Source organism: Burkholderia sp. Bp9099 (assembly GCF_003857805.1).
In the GTDB taxonomy this organism is placed as follows: Bacteria; Pseudomonadota; Gammaproteobacteria; order Burkholderiales; family Burkholderiaceae; genus Burkholderia.
In genome coordinates, this window is record NZ_QTPU01000008.1 from 118,842 (window position 1) to 142,726 (window position 23,885).

The window sequence follows — 23,885 nt, forward strand, 5'->3', positions numbered from 1 at the left end:
GCATTGCATCGATCGCCGACGCTGAAGCCGACGATTCTGGCACGCTTCGCCGCCCGCCGAAAGCGCCCGCGCGCTGCTATGCTGGCTGCCGTTCCCGCCCTCGCGCCCCGCCCCATGATCGAGATCCGCGCCGCCCGCTATCCCGACGATGCCGCCGTCGTCGAAGCGATCTTCCGCGAATACATCGCAAGCCCCACCGTCAGCCTCGCGTTCCAGGACTACGAGCCGGAGCTCGCCGCACTGCCGGGCAAATACGCAGCCCCGCGCGGGCAACTGCTGCTCGCATGGCACGGCGAGCGCGCGGTCGGCTGCGCGGCGTTTCGGGAAATCGACGCGACGACGTGCGAGATGAAGCGCGTGTACGTGCGCCCAGACGCGCGCGGGCTGAACGTCGGCCGCCAGCTCGTCGAACGGCTGCTGCGCGACGCGAAGGCGGCCGGCTATGCGCGGATGTGCCTCGACGTGCTGCCCGAGTTCGTCGCCGCACGGCAACTGTATGGTTCGCTCGGCTTCACGCCCGCGCCGCCGGTCGCGTTCAATCCGGTGCCAGGCACCGAGTTCCTCGGGCGGGATCTGTGATGATCGCCACCGCACGCTGCGCCCTGGTTGCGCTGCTCGCCGCACTGTCGTCCGGCGCACGCGCCGGCGACCTGCCGCCATCGGTCGCGACGCAACTGCCGTCCGGCTACCGGCCGCTCGTTGTACAGGAAGGGCCGGACCTCGGCAACGGACGGCGCAGCTTGCTCGTCGTCGTGCATCGCGAAGCCGATACGCGCGCGCAGCCGTCGCCGCGCCCGCTGCTGATCTTCGAGGAGCAGCCCGATCGCGCGTACCGGCTCGCCGCGCGCAACGACCACGTCGTCCTGCGCGCGAACGAAGGCGGCCAGTGCGATCCGTTCGATCCCGAAGACGCCGCCGACAGCGGCCTCGCGGTGAAAGGCCGCTATTTCACCGTGCAGAACTTCGTCGCCTGCGGGCAACACTGGAGCGACTTCGTGACGTTCCGCTACGACCCGCGCACCCGCGGCTGGCTGTTCTCCAGCGAGATCTACACCGAATCGTTTCCGCTCGACGAGCAGCCCGACCAAGTCACCGTCACGCGCGCCGATGCGCACCGGCCGGTATCGTTCGGCCAATGGCGGCGCAAGGACTGAAGGACCCGCGCAGCGCAATCCTCAACCGGCGCGCAGCCGCGTTGCCGCCGGCCATGAAGCCTGCCGGCCGTCATGAACAATGTTCCGCGTCGCCCGCATCCGCGCGACTCGCCTCCCCCCGCCAACCGGTCTACCATAGGCGCTCGTCGTCGTTCGGGCGCGCGCCGGCGCGGCATGCGGCTTGCGCGTGGTCCCTTCCCACGTTGAACCAGCGCAGGAGGACGTCATGACGCAACACTTCGATGCGATCGTCATCGGCACGGGCCAGGCCGGGCCGCCGCTCGCCGCACGGCTCGCCGGCGCCGGCATGAAAGTCGCGATCGTCGAACGCGGCCGCTTCGGCGGCACCTGCGTGAACACCGGCTGCATCCCGACCAAGACGCTGATCGCGAGCGCGTATGCCGCGCAACTCGCGCGGCGCGCGCAGGAGTACGGCGTGTCGGTCGGCCCCGTCAGCGTCGACATGAAGGCCGTGAAGGCGCGCAAGGACCGGATCTCCGGCCGCTCGAACCACAACGTCGAGCAATGGGTGCGCGGGCTCGACCACACGACGGTGTTTCAGGGTCATGCCCGATTCGAGCGGCCCGATGCGGTGCGCGTGGGCGACGACGTGCTCGAGGCCGAACGCATCTTCATCAACGTCGGCGGACGCGCGCAGATCCCGCCGATGCCGGGCCTCGACTCGGTGCCCTATCTGACCAACTCGACGATGATGGACGTCGACTTCCTGCCGGAGCATCTCGTGATCATCGGCGGCAGCTACGTCGGGCTCGAATTCGGCCAGATGTACCGCCGCTTCGGCTCGAAGGTCACGATCGTCGAGAAAGGCGCGCGCCTGATCCACCGCGAGGACGAGGACGTGTCGCAGGCCGTGCGCGAGATTCTCGAGAACGAAGGCATCGACGTGCAGCTCGACGCGAACTGCCTGAGCGCACGGCGCGACGGCGACGGCGTCGCGGTCGGCCTCGACTGCACCGGCGGCCGCCGCGAGGTCGCGGGCTCGCACCTGCTGCTCGCGGTCGGCCGCGTGCCGAACACCGACGATCTCGGGCTCGAGCGGGCCGGCGTCGCGACCGACGCGCGCGGCTACATCACGGTCGACGACCAGCTGCGCACCAGCGTGCCCGGCATCTGGGCGCTCGGCGACTGCAACGGGCGCGGCGCGTTCACGCATACCGCGTACAACGACTACGAGATCGTCGCGGCCAACCTGCTCGACAACGATCCGCGCAAGGTGTCCGACCGCATCAACGCGTACGCGATGTACATCGATCCGCCGCTCGCCCGCATCGGCATGACGCTCGCGGAAGCAAAGCAGACCGGCCGCCGGCTGCTGGTCGGCACGCGGCCGATGACGCGCGTCGGCCGTGCGGTGGAAAAAGGCGAGAGCCTGGGTTACATGAAGGTGATCGTCGACGCGGACAGCCATGCGATTCTCGGCGCGTCGATCCTCGGCGTGACCGGCGACGAGGTCGTGCACGGCATGCTCGACGTGATGGCCGCCGGCGCGCCGTACACGACGATCAGCCGCACGATGCACATCCACCCGACCGTGTCGGAGCTCGTGCCGACCTTGCTGCAGGATCTGCATCCGGTCGAATGAAGGATCGCGGAAACGGGCGTGCATCCTGCGCGCCCGTCATGCACGCGCGCTGCACATTGCCCATCCGGCCCCGTCACGCGGCGCCGTCCCATCGCAAACCGCACTGATCGCCAGTCGAATATTTAATTTTCACCTGGACGAGCGCGCCTTTACCCTTTCGGCATCGCATCACAGGGCCACCGGCCCCCTCTGGAGCATTCCGATGACCGACCCCGGCACCGCGCAAGCCGTTTCCCGCCCGCACGCGGCTTCCGTGTCCTATGGCGCGCTCGCGCTGCTGGTGCTGGCCGGGCTCAACCTGCGTCCGTTCCTGACCGCGTTCGGCCCCGTGCTCGACCTCGTGCGTGCCGACACGGGCCTCGGTTTCCGCGCGGCGGCGCTGCTGACCACGCTGCCGTTCGTGCTGATGGGTGTCGTCGCCGGCCTCGGCGTCGGGCTCGCGCGGCGCGTCGGCGAGCAGCGCGCGCTGCTCGCCGCGCTGGCGTTGATCGCCGCGGGTTGTACCGCGCGCCTGTGGAGCGACGGCAGCACCGGACTGGCCGTCACGGCAATCGTCGCGGGTGCGGGCGTCGCCGTGGTGCAGTCGCTCGCGCCGGGCCTCGCCAAGCGCTGGTTCGTCGACCGGCTGCCGCTCGCGATGGGCCTCTATTCGGCCGCGCTGGTCGGCGGCGGTGCGTTCGGCGCGGTCGCGAGTCCGTGGCTCGCCGCGCGCGGCGGCTGGCATCTGTCGCTCGCCGTGTGGGCCGTGCCCGCGCTCGTCACGCTCGCGCTGTGGCGCGCGAAGGCGCCGCGCGACGCGCTGCATGCGGCGGCGGCATCGGCGCCCGTCGCCGCGTTCGTACGCATTCCGCGCGCATGGCAACTCGCGCTGTTCTTCGGCCTCAGCAACAGCGGCTATGCGAGCCTCGTCGCGTGGCTGCCCGCGTTTTATCGCAGCGTCGGCATGAACCCGCAGGCGAGCGGCAACCTGCTCGCGTGGATGGCGCTGTTCCAGGCGGCCGGCGCGCTCGCGATGCCGATGTTCGCGAAACGTTCGCACGATCGCCGCCCGGTGCTGTGGCTCACGCTCGCGCTGCAGACGGCCGGCTTCGCCGGCTTCGCGACGATGCCCGCGCTCGCGCCGTGGATGTGGGTCGCGAGCGTCGGCATCGGGCTCGGCGGCTTCTTCTCGATGAGCCTGATCGTCACGCTCGATCACCTGCCCGATGCGCGGCTCGCGGGTGCGCTCGCCGCGTTCGTGCAAGGCGTCGGCTTCCTGACCGTCGCCGCGAGCCCGTGGTTGATCGGCTGGCTGCGCGACGCCGGCGGCGGCTTCGCGATCGCGTGGTGGATGCATCTCGGCGTGATCGCGTCGATGGCCGCGCTGAACGCCACGTTCTCGCCCGCCGGCTACCGGCGCAGCATGGCGCGCGTCACCGGCGCCGCGCGCTGACACCGCAGCACCGGATTCCCTGATCCGGACGATCGCCGGCCGCTTGCGGCGCTCGTCCAGCCGCCCGCGCATGGCCGGGCGCGGGCCGTCACGCCCATCGGCCGCCATTCGCTTCACCCCAGAACGACATCAATCGGTAAGGAGACAATCATGAAAAAGCTCGTCATCGCCGTCGCGCTCGCGCTGACGGCCGGCGCCGCCGCCGCGAAAGACCCGGCCGTCCTGCGCCTCGGCGTCGATCCCAGCTACGCGCCGTTCGAATCGCTCGCACCCGACGGCACGCTCGTCGGCTTCGACATCGATCTCGGCAACGCGATCTGCGAACGCATGAAGGTGCGCTGCGTGTGGGTCGAGAACGCCTTCGACGGGATGATCCCGGCGCTGAAGGCGCGCAAGTTCGACGGCGTGCTGTCGTCGATGAGCGTGACCGAGAAGCGCCTCGCGCAGATCGCGTTCACCGACAAGATCAACAACGTGCCGCCGCGCCTCGTCGCGCGACGCGGCGCGAACCTGCAGCCGACGGCCGAGTCGCTGGCCGGCAAGAGCGTCGGCGTCGAACAGGGGTCGACGCAGGAGACCTATGCGCGCACGTACTGGGAACCGAAGGGCGTGATCGTGCGCACGTACCAGACGCAGGACCTCGTCTATCAGGATTTGATTGCCGGTCGTCTCGACGCGTCGCTGCAGTCGTCGGTACAGGCCGATCTCGGCTTCCTGAAGACCGCGAAGGGCACGAACTTCGCGTTCGCGGGGCCGCCGCTGCATGATCCGAAGACGCTCGGCGTCGGTTCCGCGATCGGCGTGCGCAAGGACGACGACGCGCTGCGCACGCAGATCAACCAGGCGCTCGCCAGCCTGATCCAGGACGGCACGTATCAGCGGATCGCGAAGAAGTATTTCTCGTTCGATATCTACAACTGACGGACTCGGCCGGTTGCGGCCGGTGGCTCAAAGGGGGCGGCGCATGCGAGTGCGACGCCCCCTTTCTTCTTTTCCGGAACCGGTTCGTCAACTCCTTTCGACCCACGCCCGGTGCAATGGCATCGACCCATCGTCTGACGACGGCTTCGCTATTCGCAATCACCGACGAAGTGCCACCTGTTCAGCAACAGGCACGAAGCTTGCGCCTTGCGCCCGCTCGCCTGCTCGCCTGTTCGAACGGCGAGCGCGCGTCGCTTCGCGGCTGCCGCGATGCGCGATCGGCTGGCCAGCGCCGCATTTAATAACGAAGGAGACGTTGTCATGGACGAGACGAATGCATATCGCCGCTACGATCGCCGCCGCTTTCTCGCCGGCGTTGCCGCGGTGGCCGGCAGTGTCGCACTGCCGGGTTGCGGCGGCGGAGGGGACGGCATATCGGCCGTGGACGGCAATGCGCGCGCCCCATCGATCGGCGACACGCCGTCGCCGAACGGCGGCAATCGCTACAGCCTGCCGCGGCCGGCGTTGCCCGATCCGGCGAGTTCCGGCATCGATCACATCGTGCTGGTCACGATGGAAAATCGATCGTTCGACCATTTCATGAGCTGGGTGCCGGGTGCCGAGGGGATGCCCGCCAATCGGCAGTTCAGGGACGCGTTCGGCGGGACCAACGCACCGTTTCCGCTGTCGGCGAATCCCGCCTACGGCTATCAGGCATGCGCGTACCACGACCCGAACCACACCTACCAGGGCGCGCGCACGCAACTGGCTGCGGGCGAGATGAACGGCTGGCTCCTGACGCCCGGGACGAGCCTGACCCAGGGCGACCTGCTGCCCATCGGCTATTACACGTCGGCCGACCTGCCGTTCTTCAGCGCGGCGGCAAGCAGCTACACCATCGGCGACTTCTACTTCAGCGGCGTGCTGACCAATACGTTTCCGAATCGCCTCTACCTGCACAGCGGCGCCACCGACCGCCTCACCGACACCCCCGACAATTCGTCGCTGCGCACGATCTGGGACAACCTGGGCGACGCCGGCATCGGTTGCAGTTACTACTACCACGACGTGCCGTTCACCGCGCTGTATGGCACGCGCTATCTCGGCATCTCGCATGCGTTCGCGGATTTCCTGGCGAATGCGGCGGCGGGAACGCTGCCGCCGTTCTGCATGGTCGACCCGGTTTTCGCGGGCGAGCTGCAAGGTGCGTCCGCGGACGACCATCCGCATGCGGACATCCGCGACGGGCAGGCGTTTCTCAACCAGGTGTACGACGCGCTGCGCACGAGTCCCACCTGGAACCGCACGCTGATGATCGTCGTATATGACGAGTGGGGCGGGTTTCTCGAGCACGCGGTGCCGCCGATCCGGCCGATCAGCAACAACGAGCTCGCGCTCGGCAACGACGGCAAGCTCGGCTTTCGCGTGCCGCTCGCCCTGCTCGGCCCGCGCGTGCGGGCAGGCTCGGTGACGCGCTACCCGTTCGACCCGAGCTCGATTCACGCGCTGCTGCAATGGCGTTTCGGGCTGAAGCCGCTCGGCGTGCGCGGCAGCGATCCGGCGACCTTCAATCTCGCTTACGCGCTCGATTTCAACGACGCGCCGCGCACGGACGCGCCGGCGTTCACGGTCCCGCAAGGTCCGTTCGGCGGAACGTGTCCGGGGACGACCGCGCCGTCGTCGCCCGGTTCGGTTACCGGCGTGGATCCGTCGCAAATGGCGGCCAATCCGGCGGCCAATCCCGCAACCAATCCGGCGGTCGACCGCTTCGCCGAGTTGCGCGCGAAGGCTGCGGCACTGGGGTTCAGGACCGGAGGCTGACGGCCGCGTGGAGGCGACGGCCGACACGCGATACGGCGACAGGCGAGCGATGGCCGGGGATCCGTAGGGCAACACACGGCAGTTCGCCACGCATCAGCGCGATCGGTCGATCGCCGAGATCCGGTCGCGACTGGCCGACGGCGACCGGCAGATGGCCGGGGCCACGGACGATTCGCGTGCATCCCGAGCGGCGCATGCGACGTGGCCTCGACGATCGGCGCGGCGCGCTTCACGCGCGTGCATCCACCCTCCGCCCCCCGCTGTCGCAATCATCCAGATTCGCGTCGCGTGCAGATAAAACCTCCGCGCCCGGTCCGCCGTTAACCCGTTCGCAGTCCCGGCGCCCCGTCTTTCAACGCGGCACCCGTCGTCGTTCGTGATCCGGAATCCACATCCGCCGTCGGCCGCCCGTCGGGCCGCCGGCAAGGGAACGTCATGCGAAAACTCACCATCCGCGGCGGCCTCGTCGCGACCGTCGCCGGCTATACGGCGCTGCTCGTCCTGGTCGTCGGCGCGTGCATCGCCGCGCTCTACGCCGGCAACGGCTCGCTCGAAGCGATGTACCGCGACGACACCGCGTCGCTGCTGCACCTGAAAACCAGCTCGGAGCGCATGCTCGTGCTGCGCGAACGCGTCAGCGACGTCGCGCAGATCATCAGCGCCGGCCAGGCCGCGAAGGCGGAAATCGCGCAGCTCCACACGCTCCTCAAGCAGAGCGACGACGAACTGGACGCGTACTCGCGGTTGCATGCGCGCGACGCCGACGAGCAGGCCTTGTTCGATACGCTGCAGCAGCGCCGTCGCACCTTGCTCGATCAGGTCTTCCTGAAAGCGATGTCGCAACTCGACCACGACAACGCCTTCGACTTCCTCGACACGCACCGCACCGCGCCGCCGGCACTCTTCACCGCCTACCAGGAAGCGATCGATGCGCTCGAATCGTTCCAGGTCGCGCGCCAGAAGGCGCGCTACGACGCGGCCGGCGAACGCTTCCACCGGATCGTGTGGGCCATGGCGGCGGTCGCCGCCTTCGCGCTGGTCGTCGGCTTCCTGGCGCAGCGCGTGCTCGCGAAAGCGATCATCGCGCCGATCCATCTCGCCGTCGCGCATTTCGACAGGATCTCGAAAGGCGACCTGACCGGCGCGGTCGTCATTCCGGGCGAAAACGAAATGGCGTATCTGTTGAATGCATTGAAGCGCATGCAGGACGGCCTCGTCGAAACCGTGAGCCAGGTGCGCGCGAGCACCGAGACGATCGTCGGCGACGTGCGCACGATCGCGAGCGGCAACGTCGACCTGTCCGCCCGCACCGAGCAGCAGTCCGTCTCGCTGCAGCAAGCCGCGGCGAGCGTGGAGCAACTGACGGCAACCGTACGCCAGAACGCGGACAACGCACGCGATGCGCGCACTTACGCCGAGGGAGCGGCCGGCATCGCGGCAAAGGGCGGAGACGCGATGCAGCGCGTCGTCGAGACGATGTCGGCGATCTCGCACAGCTCCGCGCGGATTTCCGGCATCGTCGGCGTGATCGAAAGCATCGCATTCCAGACCAACATCCTCGCGTTGAACGCCGCCGTCGAAGCAGCGCGCGCGGGCGAACAGGGGCGCGGTTTCGCCGTCGTCGCGACCGAGGTGCGCGGGCTCGCGCAGCGCTGCGCATCGGCGGCGAAGGAGATTCGCGAACTCATCGGCAATTCCGCGCAGCGCGTCGAAGACGGCAGCGGTCTCGTCGCACTCGCCGGTTCGGCGATGACCGAGCTCGTCGTCGCGGTCGAGCGCGTGAACGCGATCATGGGCGAAACGAGCATCGCCTTCGACGAGCAGTCCGCCGGCATCGAGCAGGTGAATGCCGCGGTCATCCAGATGGAGCAGACGATGCAGCGCAATGCCGCGCTGGTCGAGGAAGCGGCCGCAGCGGCGTTGTCGCTCGAGGATCAGGGCGCGCGGCTCAGCGATGCCGTCGCGCAATTCCGTCTGCGAGAAGCGGCGGCGGCGTGATGTAACGGCCCGGCCCGTCGCGGGCTGGCCGGCCCGTCACGCCACCCGGGCCGCAGCCCGGTGTCGTGACGGGAAACAGGTGGATCGCCGGTGTGCGGTGTGCCGTGTGTGACTAGACCGCCCGCTCCAGCAGGTCGGTTGCGAACGACTTCGCATGCTCGACAGCCTCCTGCGCATCGGGGAATACACCGAGCTGCTCCCAGTGCTCTTCGGCCGCGTAGGTTCCCCTCACCGCCAGCGCCCGCTGAACGCGCAACTGCGCCGCGTATTTGCCGTCGTCCAGTGGCCGGGCCGTCGCGACGACCTTGTGCGGCGGGCTCGCTCGCTCCGGCTGAACCAGTTCGACGGAGCCACCGGCCGTGCCGATCGCCATCAACTCGTTCCTGGCCTTGCAGTCCGGGCAGTAGAAGCACCATCCCGCATCATCCTGGCGAGACTTGACCTGCCCGCGCGCCAGCACGGCACGACATTCAACGTTTTCGCAGATGAACGGCATAGCTGTCTCCGAAGTTGTTTGAGAGAAATCCTAGCATGTCCGTCGGCGGCGAAACCAGAAAAAAAGCCGGCCCCGAAAGGACCGGCCTCGCCGACATCGCACCGCGCAAATGCCTGCCCGCGCGGCCTCGCTCAGTAGTGACTGCGCCCCCACAGCGTCTTCGGTTCGTCGAGCAGGCGACGCAACCCGCTGCGCTCGATCATCGTCTCCGCGACCTCCATCACGCGCTCGAGAATCGCGTTCTCGTCGACCGACAGCACACGCCGATCCTCCATCAGCACGCGGCCGCCGACCATCGTCATGCACACGTCGGCCGCGTTCGCGAAACACGTGACGCGATACACGGGCATGTTCATCGGCATCATGTGCGGGCGAAACAGGTCGACGAGGATGATGTCGGCGAGCTTGCCGGCTTCGAGCGAGCCGATCTCGTGATCGAGCGACAGCGCCTTCGCCGCGTCGATCGTCACCATCTCCAGCACCTTCCCGTGCGGCAGCACGTCGGGGTCGCGGAAATGGCGGCGATGGTAGTGCATGCACTGCCACATGTGACGGAACATGTCGTAGCCGCGATCGGGCGCCGCGCCGTCCGACGCGATCGCGACCGTCACGCCCGCATCGATCAGCTCGGGCACCGGGCAGCGGCCGATGATCGACATGATCGCGCTCGGGTTGTGGACGATCGCGGTGCCGGTTTCCACGCACGCGGCGATATCGGCGTCGGTGAGGTCGATGCTGTGCGACATGAACGACGTCGGGCCGAGCAGCCCGAGCTCGCGATGCGCGAACGCGAGCGTGCCCGCGCGATGGCCGTCCTGCGTGAACGTCAGGCCGCGCTCGCGCGCTAGCGCGCCGTAGCGTGCGGCCTGATCGCGGAAATCCCGCTCGTACTGCGCGAGTTCCGGGTCGTGCTCGGGCCCGTACACCGGCAGCGTGATCGCGATCCGGATCCGCCCGTCGGCGTCGCCGTGGCATTCGTCGACGATGCGTTCGCACACGTCGTACATCGTGTCGAAATCGATGTCGCGCGTCTCGCCGCCGTCCGGCGCGTGGCGCGTGTATGCACGCGGCGCGGGCGGGCGCGACGGGCCGACGGCCACGATCGAGCGCGTGCCGGTGCGCACCACGGCATCGCAATGACGCCGCGCGTAGACGGGATCGTCAACGCGCATGATCGAGTTGCCGCCGCCGAGCAGCGACACGCCGGTCGTCACGCCGGCCTTCAGCCGTTCGAGCGCCGCGAGATGCGATTCGGTTTCCCAGAACGCCTCGTCCGACGCGCGCGTATAGATCGTCTCGGCCGCGGCCGACCACGCATCGCCGTCCGCGCCGCCGATCGTGCGCAGCATCGCGTGGCCCGCGTGCGCATGCGCATCGATCAGGCCCGGCAGCACGGCCTTGCGGCGTGCGTCGATCGTGCGCGCGGCACGGAAGCGCGCGTGCAATTCGGCGGTGTCGCCGACGGCGACGATGCGGTCGCCCCTCACGGCAACCGCGCCGTTCTCGATCACGCGCCGCTGCGGGTCCATCGTGATCACGCAGCCATTCGCGATCAGGGTGTCGATCGCTTCACGCCGGTCGTCGGCCTTGTTCTCGGTCGTCATCGTTTCGGTGTCCTGTTGTAGTTAGAAGGGGCCGGGCGCCGCCGCACGGAAAAACCGCCGGGCAGTCGCCCGGCGGTTCGGCGGCGGCACGCCGATCGGGTCGTCACGCGGAGCGGGCCGGCGCAGCCACGCGCGCCTTCAGCTTGCGCTGTGCCGCGCTGATCGCGATGAACACCACCGCGTTCACCGCGAGTGCGACGAGTCCGGGGTTGATCGACGTCAGCGTGCTGGATGCGCCGGGGAACAGCGACGCGAGCGTCACGCCGTAGTAGTTCGTCAGCGCGATCACGATCGCACCGGCGACGATCCCTGCGAACGCGCCTTCCCGCGTGCCGAACGGCCGCTTCAGGAAGCTCGACGCGAGCATCGGTACGAGCTGCGTGAGCAGGCTCGACGAGAAGATCGCGAGCGTGACGAAGGTCGCGCCGCCGCGCAGCACGAAGTAGACAACCACCAGCGTGAAGATCGGCAGCGCGATCCGCGCGACGCGCGTCACCTCGCGGTCGGTCGCGTTCGGCGCGAAGCCTTCGCGGTAGATGTTGCGCGCGATCGTCGTCGAGGCGTTCAGCATGATCAGCGAGCCCGGCACCAGCGCGGTCAGCAGGCCCGTGCCGCCGACGATGCCGACGAACCACGCGGGGAACGTCTGCTTCACGAGACGCAGCAGCGCCAGATCGGTCTGCGCGCCTTCGAGCCCGTGCACCGTCATCACGGCCGCGAAGCCGACGAGGAACAGGAACGCGATCAGCACCTGGTACAGCGGCATCAGGATCACGTTGCGGCGCAGCGCGCGTTCGTCCTTCGCGACGTAGATCGCGGTGAAGCCGTGCGGGTACAGGTAATAGCCGAGCGACGTGAGCAGGATCGTCGAGTTGTACCAGCTCAGGTTGAAGCCGTGCTCGGGCATGCGCAGCAGTTCGGGATGCGCGGCGTCGATCTTCGCGAACATCTCGCCGAGGCCGCCGTAGTAGTGCATCGGCAGGTACAGGCCGAGGAAGATCGCGATCGCGAGGATCAACACGTCCTTGAAGATCGCGATGCTCGCCGAACCGTGGATGCCCGACACGACCATGTACACGGCCATCAGCGTCGCGGCGATCCAGATCGCGGCCGCTTGCGGAATCAGCCCGTACGACATCTCGGACACGATCACGCCGAGGCCGCGCAGCTGGATCATCAGCAGCGACACCATCGCGAACACGGCCACGACCGACACCAGCACGCCGATCGCGCGGCTGTCGTACTTCGACGCGAAGTAGTCGGCGAACGACACGAGCCCGCGCGCCTTCGCGTAGCGCCACACCGCGGGCAGCATCCAGTAGCCGATCACGAACGCGAGGCAGCCGTACGACAGGATGTAGAACGCGGGCACGCCCTTGCTGTAGGTCCAGCCGCTCGCGCCGAGGAACGAGAACGTCGAGAACGCCTCGCCGGCCATCAGCAGGAACGTGAGCAGCGAACCGAAGCCGCGCCCGCCGACCGCCCACTGCTCGAGCGTGAGCTTGCGGCCGCGCCGCGCCATCACGCCGATCGCGAGCGCGAACACGGCGAACGCCGCGATGATGATGATCGAGGCGTTCATCGCGCGTCTCCCGTGCGGCCGTCGCGGGCCGCGTCGCGCTCGTCGAGGTGGAACAGGATCGCGAGGATCGCGGCGGTCGCCGCCATCCAGATCAGGTTCCACACGAGCAGGAACGGCAGGCCGAACAGCAGCGGCCGCACCTCGGCGATCGAGCCGCCGGTGTACATCCCGACGAACGGCAGCGCCGCCAGCAACAGTCTGAATTTCATCTATGTCTCCTCCGGAAGACGCGCGAACGCGTCAGCGCATCAGAACTTCTGGCGGATGCCGACCACCACCGCCACCTGCGACGTCGTCGACGACGGCCCGTCGGTCCCGTCGATCCACGCGTGGCCCACGCCCGACGACGCCTTCTGGTAGAAGCCGTTCACGTACACGTCGGTGCGCTTCGACAGCAGGTACTGCAGGCCGGCCGACACCTGCTGATAGTGACCGTCGTCGGCGCCGCGCGCGACCTTCGTATAGGTATAGCCGGCCGCGGCCATCAGCGCGGGCGTGATCAGGTAGCGCACGCTGCCTTCGTAGTTGTTGAAGCGCAGCGCGCCGCCCGTCGCCTGGCCGAAGTTCGAGCCCGTGTACAGCAGCCCGAGCGTCGCCGCGCCGATCGTGTAATTGCCGCCCGCGCCCCAGATCTGCTGGCGCACCGCGCTCGACAGGCCGGCGCCGAACACCGACGCCGAGCCCGGGTAGTAGTTGTCGGACGCAACGGCGCCCGTCGCGCTGGCCGCCGGATGGTTCACGCGCGCATAGGCGGCGCCTGCATTGAGCGGCCCGTGCGTATAGGTGACGCCGGCGCTCCACGAGTTGTCGTTCGAGAAGCCCGTCGAGTTCGAGAACCCGTACATCAGGTTCGCCTGCAGGCCCGCGATCGTCGGCGACACGTACTTGACCGCGTTGTTGGTGCGGAAACTATTGTTGATGTCGTCGTTGTCGAACGGGTGCGTCGAGTACTGCGCGAGGAAGCTGCTCATCTGCAGCGAGCCGAGGATGTCCTGCGTCGAGTTGTACTGGCGGCCGAGCGTCACCGCGCCCCAGTTCGCACCGCTCAGGCCGACCCACGCGGAGCGGCCGAACATCCGGCCGCCCTGCCCGAGCGCGCCGTTCGCGACGTTGAAGCCGTTCTCGAGCCGGAAGTTCGCCTTCAGGCCGCCGCCGAGATCCTCGCTGCCGATCAAGCCCCAGCGCGGGCCCGATTCGTTGCCGCCCGTGAACTGCCACAGCGCATGGCCCTTCGAATTGTTCGTGTAGGTCACGCCGGCGTCGACGATCCCGTACAGCGTCACCGTCGACTGCGCGTGCGCGGCGCCGGCGAAACTCATCGCCATGGCTGCGCTCATGCACGCGACGCCCGTCTTCCTGCCCATCGTTCGCACCATCTCCGTCATCTCCTCTCCAAACCGTCTTGTCGATGTTGTGTTTTGTTGATGCTGGCCATACGCGCCGGTCGGCTTGTATAGACAGTGGCTGGATGGTATCCAGCCGCAGTCGCATCAAGAAATGAAATGTTCAACTGGGCGGCAGTTGAAAATCGAATGGAGACGGATGAAGGGGAAACGGGCGGCGAATGCGCGCGTCTGCAAGCCGATAGAAAGCATGGAAGCCCGCCGGACGCGACGCATTCTGCTCAGACATGAATGGCTCGCGTAAGAAAGCTGACGAAACGGTAACGCGCGACGCGCCTATGCGGTTTTCCCGGATAGACCGTGCATCGGCCGCCGCAATGCGGCGTCGAACGGATTCGTGCGCGGGCCGATCGCATCGGCCTGGCGCCGGAGCAGTTCGACGACCATCGGCATCCGGTCGTCGCCGAGCCGCGACGCCAGCGTGCCAACGCTCAGCGCGCCGACCGGGTAGCCGGTGCGATCGAGGATCGGCACCGCGACGCCGGCCATCCCGTCGAGCACGCCGCTGTTGCGGCCCGCGTAGCCGAGCTCGCGCACGCGCTCGATCTCGGTGCGCAGGTAGACCTCGTCGAGCACGCCGTAACCGCGAATGCGCGGCACGTTGAAGCGGATCACTTCCTCGCGCTCGGCTTCCGGCAGGAACGCGAGGATCGCGAGGCTGCCCTGCCCGACGCCGAGCGCAATGCGCCCGCCGATGTCCCCGGTGAACGAACGGATCGGGAACGGGCCTTCGCACAGATCGAGACACACCGCGTCGAAGCCGCTCTTCACGAGCAGGAAGATCGTCTCGCCGAGGCTCGCGCACAGCCGCAGCAGCGCAGGCCGGCACAGCGTGCGCATGCTGCTCGGGTTGCCGGCCAGCGCGGCGAGCGCGAAGAAGTCGACGCTCAGCCGGTACAGCTTCGACTGTTCGTCCTGCTCGACCATCCCTTCGGCGATCAGCGATTGCAGGATCCGGTGCGCGGTGCCCTGCGTGAGGCCGACGGCCTTCGCGAGGTGCGTGACACGCACGCCGTCCTGCTGCATGCCGGCCAGCGCGCGCAGGATCGCGAACGCACGCTGCAGCATGCCGGTGCCCGGCGCGCCGGCCGCATCGACGGCGGCGTCCTCGTCCGCGGCCGGCATGCGTACGGCACGCGACGTTCCGGGCGAATGCGGTTCCTGCATGCGGATTCTCCTCGATGATTTCATTGAACGGAATACATCAGCTGCCATTGTCGTGTCGCCAAAATGCGCGCGGCATCCGGGTGTGCACGGGATTGACGCGCGTCTTTCACCACCTGCCCGCCCTTCATTCAACGGAACGATTTTCCGGCGACCCAGCAAAGCATTCCGTTCACTGGAATTTTTCTGAAATTCATCTCGTTGAGCAGAATTCCAAATTGACGCTCCGAAATATGGCTGGCTAGAGTCCGCGTCAATGACGCACCGGCCATGCGGTGTGCGAACCCGGAGTGCTCCATGTCGTTTCTCACGCTTACGGATCTGACGAAATCGTTCGGCGCGCTCACCGCCGTCGCCGACGTCAACCTGTCGGTCGAACAAGGCGAATTCGTGTCGCTGCTCGGGCCGTCGGGCTGCGGCAAGACCACGACGCTGCAGATGATCGCCGGCTTCGTCGACGTCACCCGCGGCCGCATCGCGCTCGACGGGCAGGACATCACGCACATGAAGCCGAACCGCCGCGGGCTCGGCATCGTGTTCCAGAGCTATGCGCTGTTTCCGCACATGAGCGTCGCGGAGAACGTCGGCTTCGGGCTCGACATGCGCGGCGTCGACAAGGCGGAGCGCGCCGAGCGCATCCGCGCGGCGCTCGCGCTCGTGCGCCTCGATGCGCTCGCGCACCGCTTTCCGCGTGAATTGTCCGGCGGGCAGCGGCAGCGCGTCGCGATCGCGCGCGCGGTCGTGATCGAGCCGCCGGTGCTGCTGCTCGACGAGCCGATGTCGAACCTCGACGCGAAGCTGCGCGAGGAGATGCAGTTCGAACTGCGCGCGATCCAGCGCAAGATCGGCACGACGACGATCATGGTCACGCATGATCAATCGGAAGCGCTGTCGATCAGCGATCGCGTGGTCGTGATGGAAGCCGGCCGCATCACGCAGACGGACACGCCGTACCGCGCGTACGAACGCCCGGAGAACCACTTCGTGTCGCAGTTCATCGGCAAGGCGAACCTGCTGCCCGGCACGATCGTCGCGCACGACGGCGACGCGATCCGCATCGATCTCGGCCACGATCTCGCGGAGACCGGCCGCACCGTGCACCTGCCGGCGCGCGAGCGCGACGTGCGCATCGGCGATGCCGTGTCGGTGTGCATCCGTCCCGAGAAGCTACGACTGTGCGCACCCGGCGCGGGCCGCTTCGCCGCGACCGTCACGAGCCGCTTCTTCCTCGGCAGCCAGTGGCTGTACCGCGTCGACAGCGCGCTCGGCGAAGTGCTCGTGTGCTGCCAGAACGAAGGCGCGGAGCCGCTCGCGGAAGGCGCGCCGGTCGGCGTCGACTGGCACAGCGACGCGGTGCGCGTGATGCGCCGGGAGGCCTGAATGCGACAGCCTACCCGTCCGCTTTCGACCGACGGCGCGCCGGCCGGGCTCGCGCCATCGGGCGCGGCCGCGACCGCGGCGGCCAACGCGGCCGACGCCGTTCCGCTTCGCACCGGCAGCGTTGCGCTGCGCGCGACGTGGCGTGCGCACGCGCCGCTGTGGCTGATGTGCGCGCCCGCGTTCGCACTGTTCGCGGCGCTCGTGCTCGTGCCGCTCGCGATGACCTTCGCGCTCACGTTCTACAGTTACGACCCGGCCACAGGTCCGATCGCCGCCTTCCAGCTCGGCAACTACGCGGAGGTGCTCGGCTCGTCGTACTTCCACACGATCTTCGCGCGCACGTTCGGCATCGCCGCGCTGACCACCGCGATCTGCGTCGCGATCGGCACACCCGAAGCGTACGTGCTGTCGAAGATGCGCGATCCGTGGCGCTCGCTGTTCCTGCTCGTCATCCTTGCTCCGCTGCTCGTGTCGGTCGTCGTGCGCGCGTTCGGCTGGAGCATGCTGCTGAACACGAGCGGGCTCGTGAACCAGGCACTCGGGCTCGTCGGCCTCGGGCCGTACAAGCTGGAATACACGACGTTCGCGATCGTGATCGCGCTCGTCCACGTGATGCTGCCGTTCATGGTGATTCCCGTCTGGACGGCACTGCAGCGGCTCGATCCGCAGACCGAGCACGCGGCGCTGTCGCTCGGCGCGTCGCCGTTCACGACGCTGCGCCGCATCGTCGTGCCGCAGCTGATGCCGGGCGTGCTGTCGGGCAGCCTGATGGTGTTCGGGCTGTCGGCGAGCGCGTTCGCGATTCCCGGCCTGCTCGGCGGACGCCGCCTGAAGGTCGCGGCGACCGCCGTCTACGACGAATTCCTCGGCTCGCTGAACTGGCCGCTCGGCGCGACGATCGCGGTGCTGTTGCTGGTCGCGAACCTCGTCGTGATGCTCACCTACTACCGCGTGCTCGAACGCCGCTATGCGCGCAGCCTCGGAGGCGCTTCCCGATGAGAAAGAACGGCCCGTTCGCCCTGGCGTTCCATACGCTCGTGATCCTGTTCGTGCTCGCGCCGCTCGCGATCGTCGTGCTGGTCGCGTTCACGCCCGAAGAAACGCTGACGCTGCCGACGCATGGCCTGTCGCTGCGCTGGTTCCGCGCGATCCTCGACTATCCGGACTTCGTCACCGCGTTCGCCAACAGCGTGAAGCTCGCATTCGCGTCGGCGACGCTGTCGCTCGCGATCGCGTTGCCCGCCGGGCTCGCGATCGGCCGCGCGACCTTTCCCGGCCGCGCGTTCTTGAACGGCCTCCTGCTGTCGCCGCTCGTGATTCCCGGCCTCGTGCTCGGCATCGCGCTGCTGCGCTTCTTCGCGCTGATCGGCGCGACCGGCTCGTTCGCATGGCTGGTGCTCGCGCACATGATCGTCATCACGCCGTTCGTGATGCGGCTCGTGCTCGCGTCCGTCGCGGGCCTCGACCGCAGCATCGAGCAGGCCGCGTGCTCGCTCGGCTCCGACCCGTGGACGACGTTCCGCCGCATCACGCTGCCGATGATCCTGCCTGGCATCACCGGCGGCTGGCTGCTCGCGTTCATCAACAGCTTCGACGAGCTGACGATGTCGATCTTCGTCACGTCGCCGCAGACGGTCACGCTGCCGGTGCGCATGTACATGTATGCGACCGAATCGATCGATCCGATGATGGCGTCGGTATCGGCGCTGGTCATCTTCATCACCGCCGGCGCGATGCTGCTGCTCGATCGCGTGTACGGCCTGAACCGCATCCTGATCGGCCAACACTGATGACGACCTTCGTTTCCCGCTCCACCGACAACGCGGACGACGGCGCGCAATTCGTGCGCGTCGCCGAACGCGAGCGCGCCGCCGTCGCGTTCACGCTCGACGGCCGCCCCGCGCACGCGCTCGCCGGCGACACCGTGCTCACCGCGATCCTCGTCGCGCAGCGCCGCGTGCGCGTGAGCGAATTCAGCGGCAAGCCGCGCGCGGGCTTCTGCCTGATCGGCGCGTGCCAGGACTGCTGGGTCCGCACCGAGGCCGGCGCCCGCGTGCGCGCCTGCTCGACGCCGATCGCCGATGGCATGCGGATTCTCACCGGCGCGCAGCCCGCCACGGCCGGAGACGCATCATGAGCGACGCACTGCGGCCGGTGATCGTCGGCGCGGGGCCGGCCGGCGTGCGCGCGGCCGAGGCGCTGGTCGACGCGGGGCTGCGCCCCATCGTGATCGACGAGAACGCGCGCTGGGGCGGGCAGATCTATCGCCAGCCGCCGGCCGACGGCGCGTTCGCGCGCGGCAAGCGCGCGCTGTACGGCTTCGAGGCCGCGAAGGCCGATGCCGTGCACCGCACCATGGCCGCGTTGCTGCCGCACGTCGACTATCGGCCGAACACGCTCGCCTGGGCGTGCGGCGCGGGCCGCGTCGACACGCTGCAGGACGGCCGCGAAACGACCGTGCCGTTCTCGCACCTGATCGTCGCGAGCGGCGCGACCGATCGCATGCTGCCGGTACCCGGGTGGACGCTCGCGGGCGTCTATACGCTCGGCGGCGCGCAAGTCGCGCTGAAGGCGCAGGGCTGCGCGATCGGCAGCCGCATCGTGTTCGCGGGCACGGGGCCGTTGCTGTATCTCGTCGCCTATCAGTACGCGAAGGCCGGCGCGCAGGTCGCGGCCGTGCTCGACACGAGCCCGCTGCGCCGGCAGGCTGCCGCGACGCCCGCCCTGCTGCGCATGCCGTCCACATTCGCGAAGGGGCTGTACTACATCGGCTGGCTGCGCGCGCACGGCGTCGCGATCGAAACCGGCGTCACGCTCGAGCGCGTGCTCGGCGAGCGGCACGTAACGGGCCTCGCATGGCGCGCGGCCGGCGGCGACGCGCAGCCGCGGATGCTCGACTGCGATGCGCTCGGCCTCGGCTTCGGGCTGCGTTCCGAGACCCAGCTCGCGGATCTCGCCGGCTGCCGGTTCCGTTTCGATCCGCTCAACCGCGCATGGCTGCCCGAACGCGATGCGGCCGGCCGCACGTCGGTGCGCGGCATCTACGTGGCGGGCGACGGTGCCGGCATCGCAGGCGCCGACGCGGCCGAGGCGTCCGGGCGGCGCGCGGCGCTCGCGCTGCTCGGGGATGCGGGTATCGCGATGCCGTCGTCGTCGCCGTCGCTGGCCGGCAAGCCCGATGTAGCGACGCTCGATCGCACGCTCGCCCGGCTCGGCGCGTTCCGTGCCGGCCTCGAAGCGGCGTTCGCGCCGCCCGCCGCACTCGCCGCGCGCTGCCCGGACGACACGATCGTGTGCCGCTGCGAGGAAATCGACGCGGGTACGCTGCGACGCTGCATCCGCGGTGGCGAAGCGACCGAGCTGAACCGGCTGAAGGCGCTGACACGCGCCGGGATGGGCCGCTGCCAGGGCCGCATGTGCGGCGACGCGACCGCACTCGTGCTCGCCGCGGAAACCGGCCGCGCGCTCGCGGACGTCGGCCGGTTGCGCGCGCAACCGCCGGTGAAGCCGTTCCCGATCTCCGCCGCACTCGTGGGCGACGATGTCGCGGCGATTCCCGACGAGGCACGCGATGAGTGAACGCCGTCACTACGACGTCGCGATCGTCGGCGGCGGGCTCGTCGGCGCTTCGGCTGCACTGGCGCTCACGCGGCACGGCTTGCGCGTCGCGCTGTTCGAGCGCCGCGACTGCGGCGCGCAGGCAAGCGGCGTGAACTACGGCGGCGTGCGCTGCCAGGGCCGCCCCGCCGAACAACTGCCGCTCGCGCTGCGCGCGCGGCGCATCTGGGATCGCCTGCCCGAGCTGATCGGCATCGACGGCGAATTCGTCGTGTCGGGTCATTTGCGGCTCGCGCGCAGCGACGCCGATCTCGATGCGCTCGATGCCTACGCGACGCTTGCCGGCGAGCACGGCTTGCCGTTGCAGGTGATGCGCGGCGACGCGTTCCGCCGCCGCTACCCGTGGCTCGGCCGCGCCGCGGTCGGCGGCTCGCTGTGCGCGACCGACGGGCACGCGAACCCGCGTGTCGTGTCGCCCGCGTTCGCGCGCGCGGCCCGCGCAGCGGGCGCCGACGTGTTCGAGCACACGCCGGTCGACGACGCCCGGCACGACGGCACGCGTTTTCATGTCGTTGCGGGCGGCCGTGCGTTCAGTTCGACGTGGCTGATCAACTCGGCCGGCGCATGGGCGAACACGATCGCCGAGCGCTTCGGCGAAGCCGTGCCGATGGAGCCGATCTACCCGAACATGTGGGTGACCGAACCGCTGCCGCCGTTCATCACGCACAACCTCGGCGTGTACGGCGGCGGCGTGTACGCCCGGCAGGTCGCGCGCGGCAACTGCGTGATCGGCGGCGGGCGCGGCCGCGGCGACGGCGAGTTCGGCCAGCCGTCGGTCGACACGACGCGCGCGGTGATGCGCGATGCGTGCGCGCTGCTGCCCGCATTGCGCGACGCGCTGCTGATCCGCACGTGGAGCGGCGTCGAAGGCTGCACGCCCGACCACAACCCGATCATCGGCGCTAGCCGTACCACGCCGAACCTGCTGCATGCGTTCGGCTTTTCCGGCGGTGGCTTCCTGCTCGCGCCGGGCGTCGGCGAAGTGCTCGCCGAGCTCGTCACGACCGGCGAAACCGCCACGCCACTCGATGCATTCTCGATCGGCCGCTTCTTCCCCCAAGCCGCGCCGACCGCCCCTTTCCGTCAAGAGGAGACCCAACGATGAAACTGCTCGGAACGATCGCGGCGGCTGCCGCCCTCTGCCTCGCAGGCGCCGGCGCGCCGGCGTTCGCGCAAACCAAGACGATCTACGTCGGCATGAACGGCGGCCCGATGGAAAAGGCCTATACGAGCCAGGTGCTGCCCGACTTCGAGAAGGCGAACAACGTGAAGGTCATCGTCGTGCCCGGCACCTCGTCCGACGTGCTCGCGAAGCTGCTCGCGAACCGCAACAAACCGCAAATCCACGTCGCGTTCCTCGACGACGGCGTGATGGCGCGCGCGGTCAGCCTCGGTGTATGCCAGAAGCTCGACGACTCGCCGGTACTGAAGGAGCTTTATCCGTTCGCGCGAATGAAGGACGACGTCGGCGCGGGCGTGCAGCTCGGCATGACCGGCATCGCGTACAACAAGAAACTGTTCGCGGAGAAAGGCTGGGCGCCGCCGACGTCGTGGATGGATTTCGCCGACCCGAAATACAAGGGCAAGGTCGTGTTCCAGTCCGCGTCGAGCAGCACGTTCGGGCTGCACGGATTTCTCGCGATCAACCGGCTGCTCGGCGGCAGCGAACAGAACGTCGAGCCCGGCTTCAGCAAGTGGGCGAGCACGGTCGGGCCGAATGTCGTCGAGTACATCCCGAACTCGGCGAAGATCTCCGAGATGGTGCAGACCGGCGAGGCCGGCCTGTTCCCGCTGACGCCGACCGGCGTCGGCGACCTGCAGGACAAGGGCATTCCGGTCGCGTATGCGAACCCGAAGGAAGGCCCGGTGCTGCTGCTCGTCGACCTGTGCGTGGTCGCGAACAACCCGGACCCGCAACTGGCCCAGAAGCTCGCGCAGTTCCTGCTGTCCGCACCCGCGCAGACGAAGGCGGCCGAAGCCGGCAAGCAGATCCCGACCAATCGCCTCGCGAAGATGCCCGCTGCGATGCAGCAAAGCCTTGGCAACGTCGACGATCTGGTGCGCAAGTTGACGGTGGTCGACTGGACGGCGATCAACGCCCGCCGCGCGCAGTGGGACACGCGCTGGAACCGGCAGATCGAGCGGTGACGGGCACCGGCGTGCGCGGGTACGGCCGTGCGCGCCGCGACCATCATTTGCGGGAGTGATGACACTCCCCTTTTTCTGCGGATTTGACCGGGGCGGCGGTGCCGACAACACTAGCCCGCAGTGCCGCATGCGTCGCAGAGACGGCACGCACCCGCCCCCTTCAGAGTCCGCCATGTACCCGACCGACACCATGCAATCCCCGAGCGCCGCCCGGCCGCTCGCCGACCGGCAGCTTCGCCGCATCGTCATCGCCTCCGTCGCCGGCAACGCGATGGAGTGGTACGACTTCTTCGTCTACGGCACGGCCGCCGCGCTCGTGTTCGGCCACGTGTTCTTTCCGCCCGGCGCGTCGCCGCTCGCGGGCAGCCTCGCGGCGTTCGCCGCGTTCGCGCTCGGCTTCGTCGCGCGGCCGCTCGGCGGGATCGTGTTCGGGCATGTCGGCGACCGCTACGGCCGCAAGGCGTCGCTCGTGTGGACGCTGCTGATCATGGGCGCGTCGACGTTCGCGATCGGCCTGCTGCCGACCTACGCGCAGGTCGGCCTGTGGGCGCCGGCGGCGCTCGTCGTGCTGCGGCTGCTGCAAGGCATCGCGTCCGGCGGCGAATGGGGCGGCGGCGTGCTGATGATCAGCGAGAACGCGCCGCCCGAGCAGCGCGGCTACTACGCGGCGTGGAGCCAGCTCGGCGTCGGCGGCGGCTTCGTGCTGTCGTCGGCCGCGTTTCTCGCCGCCCAGGCGCTGCCCGACGACGCGTTCCGCACGTGGGGCTGGCGGCTGCCGTTCCTCGCGAGCATCGCGATCTTCGCGATCGGCATCTACATCCGCCGCCACCTGCCGGAAAGCCGCGACTACGAGCAGGCCGGCAAGCGCGGCGCGCACACGCACTTGCCGATCGTCGAATGCATCCGCCGCCATCCGAAGGAAATCCTGCTCGCGATGGGGCTGCGCGTCGCCGAAAACGGCGGTGCGTACATCTTCCTCGCGTTCTCGCTCGTCTACGGCAAATACGTCGGCATCCCGAACGGCGTGATGCTGACCGGCGTGATGATCGCGATGATCGTCGAAATGGGCGCGATGCTCGCGTGGGGCCGGCTGTCCGACCGGATCGGCCGCAAGCCCGTGTACCTGATCGGCGCGCTGAGCCTCGTCGCGTGCGCGTTTCCGTTCTTCTGGCTGCTCGACACGCGTGCGACGCCGCTCGTGTGGCTCGCGCTGACGGTCGGTACCGCGGTGAGCCACGGCGCGATGATCGGCACGCTGCCCGCGCTGGTCGGCGAGCTGTTCAGCACCGAGGTGCGCTATTCGGGCGTCGCGCTCGGCCATGAAGTCGCGTCGATCTTCGCGGGTGGCATGTCGCCGCTGATCGCGACCGCACTGCTCGCGCGCTATCACGCGTCGTGGCCCGTGTCGCTGTTCCTCGTGGCGCTCGGCCTCGTGACCGTCGTGACGCTGTGCGTGATGCGCGAGACGCGCGGCGCGCCTGCTGCCGACACGCGCGGCGACGCGGCATGAGCGTAGCCGCCGCGCACGCGACGCTTCCGGCCGGCGAACGGCACACCGTTT

Annotated in this window: 21 protein-coding genes; 15 read left to right on the forward strand and 6 right to left on the reverse strand. The window is 68.9% G+C overall.

Translation table 11 applies throughout. The features are described from left to right. Positions 1 to 114: 114 nt before the first annotated feature. The 7 genes from DIE17_RS11010 (at position 115) to DIE17_RS11040 (ending at position 8,929) form a co-directional block, all read left to right on the forward strand. Entirely contained in the window at positions 115 to 579 is a 465-nt protein-coding gene (locus tag DIE17_RS11010) for a GNAT family N-acetyltransferase (protein WP_044845332.1), read from the forward strand. Beyond that, complete coding sequence (locus DIE17_RS11015) at positions 579 to 1,154, forward strand: hypothetical protein (RefSeq protein ID WP_124487641.1); 576 nt, start codon at positions 579 to 581, stop codon at positions 1,152 to 1,154. Before DIE17_RS11010 ends, DIE17_RS11015 begins: the two co-directional genes overlap by 1 nt. Before the next feature lie 226 nt (positions 1,155 to 1,380). After that, the gene (locus DIE17_RS11020) at positions 1,381 to 2,757 is read left to right on the forward strand and encodes an FAD-containing oxidoreductase (protein WP_044845334.1); all 1,377 of its coding nucleotides are present in this window, start codon (positions 1,381 to 1,383) and stop codon (positions 2,755 to 2,757) included. A gap of 202 nt (positions 2,758 to 2,959) precedes the next feature. Continuing rightward, entirely contained in the window at positions 2,960 to 4,189 is a 1,230-nt protein-coding gene (locus DIE17_RS11025; protein ID WP_124571154.1) for a cyanate transporter, read from the forward strand. A 150-nt stretch (positions 4,190 to 4,339) separates the two neighbouring features. Then, positions 4,340 to 5,110, forward strand: a complete 771-nt coding sequence (locus DIE17_RS11030) for an ABC transporter substrate-binding protein (RefSeq protein ID WP_124667034.1) — start codon at positions 4,340 to 4,342, stop codon at positions 5,108 to 5,110. A gap of 321 nt (positions 5,111 to 5,431) precedes the next feature. Further along, positions 5,432 to 6,931 carry an alkaline phosphatase family protein gene (locus DIE17_RS11035; RefSeq protein WP_124920852.1) on the forward strand — a complete coding sequence of 500 codons (1,500 nt, stop codon included), beginning with the start codon at positions 5,432 to 5,434 and terminating at the stop codon, positions 6,929 to 6,931. 435 nt (positions 6,932 to 7,366) lie between these two features. After that, complete coding sequence (locus tag DIE17_RS11040; RefSeq protein WP_124667036.1) at positions 7,367 to 8,929, forward strand: methyl-accepting chemotaxis protein; 1,563 nt, start codon at positions 7,367 to 7,369, stop codon at positions 8,927 to 8,929. A 112-nt stretch (positions 8,930 to 9,041) separates the two neighbouring features. Here the strand turns inward: DIE17_RS11040 and DIE17_RS11045 are convergent, their stop codons facing one another. The 6 genes from DIE17_RS11045 to DIE17_RS11070 form a co-directional block, all read right to left on the reverse strand. After that, positions 9,042 to 9,425: a hypothetical protein gene (locus DIE17_RS11045; RefSeq protein ID WP_124522053.1), complete on the reverse strand. Its 384-nt coding sequence runs from the start codon at positions 9,423 to 9,425 to the stop codon at positions 9,042 to 9,044. Between the two features lie 131 nt (positions 9,426 to 9,556). Further along, the gene (locus tag DIE17_RS11050; RefSeq protein ID WP_124667037.1) at positions 9,557 to 11,029 is read right to left on the reverse strand and encodes an amidohydrolase family protein; all 1,473 of its coding nucleotides are present in this window, start codon (positions 11,027 to 11,029) and stop codon (positions 9,557 to 9,559) included. A 103-nt stretch (positions 11,030 to 11,132) separates the two neighbouring features. Further along, the gene (locus DIE17_RS11055) at positions 11,133 to 12,611 is read right to left on the reverse strand and encodes a sodium:solute symporter (protein ID WP_044845341.1); all 1,479 of its coding nucleotides are present in this window, start codon (positions 12,609 to 12,611) and stop codon (positions 11,133 to 11,135) included. After that, the gene (locus DIE17_RS11060; protein ID WP_124528938.1) at positions 12,608 to 12,820 is read right to left on the reverse strand and encodes a DUF3311 domain-containing protein; all 213 of its coding nucleotides are present in this window, start codon (positions 12,818 to 12,820) and stop codon (positions 12,608 to 12,610) included. The genes DIE17_RS11055 and DIE17_RS11060 overlap by 4 nt, the downstream gene beginning before the upstream one ends. Before the next feature lie 39 nt (positions 12,821 to 12,859). Continuing rightward, positions 12,860 to 13,975, reverse strand: a complete 1,116-nt coding sequence (locus tag DIE17_RS11065) for a porin (protein WP_409333447.1) — start codon at positions 13,973 to 13,975, stop codon at positions 12,860 to 12,862. Positions 13,976 to 14,290: 315 nt separating this feature from the next. Next, positions 14,291 to 15,181 (reverse strand): IclR family transcriptional regulator, encoded by an 891-nt coding sequence (locus DIE17_RS11070; protein ID WP_044845343.1) that lies wholly within the window; start codon positions 15,179 to 15,181, stop codon positions 14,291 to 14,293. A gap of 294 nt (positions 15,182 to 15,475) precedes the next feature. On the opposite strand from DIE17_RS11070, the gene DIE17_RS11080 reads away from it, so the two are divergent. The 8 genes from DIE17_RS11080 to DIE17_RS11115 all read left to right on the forward strand — a co-directional run bounded on the left by DIE17_RS11080 (position 15,476) and on the right by DIE17_RS11115 (position 23,834). Then, on the forward strand, positions 15,476 to 16,558 hold the full coding sequence (locus tag DIE17_RS11080) for an ABC transporter ATP-binding protein (protein ID WP_044845344.1): 1,083 nt from the start codon (positions 15,476 to 15,478) through the stop codon (positions 16,556 to 16,558). After that, the gene (locus DIE17_RS11085; RefSeq protein WP_124667038.1) at positions 16,559 to 17,557 is read left to right on the forward strand and encodes an ABC transporter permease; all 999 of its coding nucleotides are present in this window, start codon (positions 16,559 to 16,561) and stop codon (positions 17,555 to 17,557) included. It begins immediately after the preceding gene. Next, entirely contained in the window at positions 17,554 to 18,348 is a 795-nt protein-coding gene (locus DIE17_RS11090) for an ABC transporter permease (RefSeq protein ID WP_124920798.1), read from the forward strand. Before DIE17_RS11085 ends, DIE17_RS11090 begins: the two co-directional genes overlap by 4 nt. Next, complete coding sequence (locus DIE17_RS11095; protein ID WP_124520356.1) at positions 18,348 to 18,695, forward strand: (2Fe-2S)-binding protein; 348 nt, start codon at positions 18,348 to 18,350, stop codon at positions 18,693 to 18,695. Before DIE17_RS11090 ends, DIE17_RS11095 begins: the two co-directional genes overlap by 1 nt. After that, the gene (locus tag DIE17_RS11100; RefSeq protein WP_124920799.1) at positions 18,692 to 20,137 is read left to right on the forward strand and encodes an NAD(P)/FAD-dependent oxidoreductase; all 1,446 of its coding nucleotides are present in this window, start codon (positions 18,692 to 18,694) and stop codon (positions 20,135 to 20,137) included. Before DIE17_RS11095 ends, DIE17_RS11100 begins: the two co-directional genes overlap by 4 nt. Continuing rightward, the gene (locus DIE17_RS11105; RefSeq protein WP_124920800.1) at positions 20,130 to 21,281 is read left to right on the forward strand and encodes an NAD(P)/FAD-dependent oxidoreductase; all 1,152 of its coding nucleotides are present in this window, start codon (positions 20,130 to 20,132) and stop codon (positions 21,279 to 21,281) included. The genes DIE17_RS11100 and DIE17_RS11105 overlap by 8 nt, the downstream gene beginning before the upstream one ends. Next, positions 21,278 to 22,324: an ABC transporter substrate-binding protein gene (locus tag DIE17_RS11110; RefSeq protein ID WP_124522034.1), complete on the forward strand. Its 1,047-nt coding sequence runs from the start codon at positions 21,278 to 21,280 to the stop codon at positions 22,322 to 22,324. Before DIE17_RS11105 ends, DIE17_RS11110 begins: the two co-directional genes overlap by 4 nt. A gap of 172 nt (positions 22,325 to 22,496) precedes the next feature. Further along, on the forward strand, positions 22,497 to 23,834 hold the full coding sequence (locus DIE17_RS11115) for an MFS transporter (protein ID WP_124522032.1): 1,338 nt from the start codon (positions 22,497 to 22,499) through the stop codon (positions 23,832 to 23,834). The last annotated feature ends 51 nt before the right edge of the window (positions 23,835 to 23,885 follow it).

What these genes read in the sequence shown, in the direction of transcription:
- DIE17_RS11095 (WP_124520356.1), top strand. Translation starts at nt 18,348, where the DNA reads ATGACGACCTTCGTTTCCCGCTCCACCGACAACGCGGACGACGGCGCG.
- DIE17_RS11030 (WP_124667034.1), top strand. Translation starts at nt 4,340, where the DNA reads ATGAAAAAGCTCGTCATCGCCGTCGCGCTCGCGCTGACGGCCGGCGCC.
- DIE17_RS11090 (WP_124920798.1), top strand. Translation starts at nt 17,554, where the DNA reads ATGAGAAAGAACGGCCCGTTCGCCCTGGCGTTCCATACGCTCGTGATC.
- DIE17_RS11110 (WP_124522034.1), top strand. Translation starts at nt 21,278, where the DNA reads ATGAAACTGCTCGGAACGATCGCGGCGGCTGCCGCCCTCTGCCTCGCA.
- DIE17_RS11100 (WP_124920799.1), top strand. Translation starts at nt 18,692, where the DNA reads ATGAGCGACGCACTGCGGCCGGTGATCGTCGGCGCGGGGCCGGCCGGC.
- DIE17_RS11045 (WP_124522053.1), bottom strand. Translation starts at nt 9,425, where the DNA reads ATGCCGTTCATCTGCGAAAACGTTGAATGTCGTGCCGTGCTGGCGCGC.
- DIE17_RS11040 (WP_124667036.1), top strand. Translation starts at nt 7,367, where the DNA reads ATGCGAAAACTCACCATCCGCGGCGGCCTCGTCGCGACCGTCGCCGGC.
- DIE17_RS11015 (WP_124487641.1), top strand. Translation starts at nt 579, where the DNA reads ATGATCGCCACCGCACGCTGCGCCCTGGTTGCGCTGCTCGCCGCACTG.
- DIE17_RS11020 (WP_044845334.1), top strand. Translation starts at nt 1,381, where the DNA reads ATGACGCAACACTTCGATGCGATCGTCATCGGCACGGGCCAGGCCGGG.
- DIE17_RS11060 (WP_124528938.1), bottom strand. Translation starts at nt 12,820, where the DNA reads ATGAAATTCAGACTGTTGCTGGCGGCGCTGCCGTTCGTCGGGATGTAC.
- DIE17_RS11055 (WP_044845341.1), bottom strand. Translation starts at nt 12,611, where the DNA reads ATGAACGCCTCGATCATCATCATCGCGGCGTTCGCCGTGTTCGCGCTC.
- DIE17_RS11080 (WP_044845344.1), top strand. Translation starts at nt 15,476, where the DNA reads ATGTCGTTTCTCACGCTTACGGATCTGACGAAATCGTTCGGCGCGCTC.
- DIE17_RS11105 (WP_124920800.1), top strand. Translation starts at nt 20,130, where the DNA reads ATGAGTGAACGCCGTCACTACGACGTCGCGATCGTCGGCGGCGGGCTC.
- DIE17_RS11065 (WP_409333447.1), bottom strand. Translation starts at nt 13,975, where the DNA reads ATGGGCAGGAAGACGGGCGTCGCGTGCATGAGCGCAGCCATGGCGATG.
- DIE17_RS11115 (WP_124522032.1), top strand. Translation starts at nt 22,497, where the DNA reads ATGTACCCGACCGACACCATGCAATCCCCGAGCGCCGCCCGGCCGCTC.
- DIE17_RS11070 (WP_044845343.1), bottom strand. Translation starts at nt 15,181, where the DNA reads ATGCAGGAACCGCATTCGCCCGGAACGTCGCGTGCCGTACGCATGCCG.
- DIE17_RS11085 (WP_124667038.1), top strand. Translation starts at nt 16,559, where the DNA reads ATGCGACAGCCTACCCGTCCGCTTTCGACCGACGGCGCGCCGGCCGGG.
- DIE17_RS11035 (WP_124920852.1), top strand. Translation starts at nt 5,432, where the DNA reads ATGGACGAGACGAATGCATATCGCCGCTACGATCGCCGCCGCTTTCTC.
- DIE17_RS11025 (WP_124571154.1), top strand. Translation starts at nt 2,960, where the DNA reads ATGACCGACCCCGGCACCGCGCAAGCCGTTTCCCGCCCGCACGCGGCT.
- DIE17_RS11010 (WP_044845332.1), top strand. Translation starts at nt 115, where the DNA reads ATGATCGAGATCCGCGCCGCCCGCTATCCCGACGATGCCGCCGTCGTC.
- DIE17_RS11050 (WP_124667037.1), bottom strand. Translation starts at nt 11,029, where the DNA reads ATGACGACCGAGAACAAGGCCGACGACCGGCGTGAAGCGATCGACACC.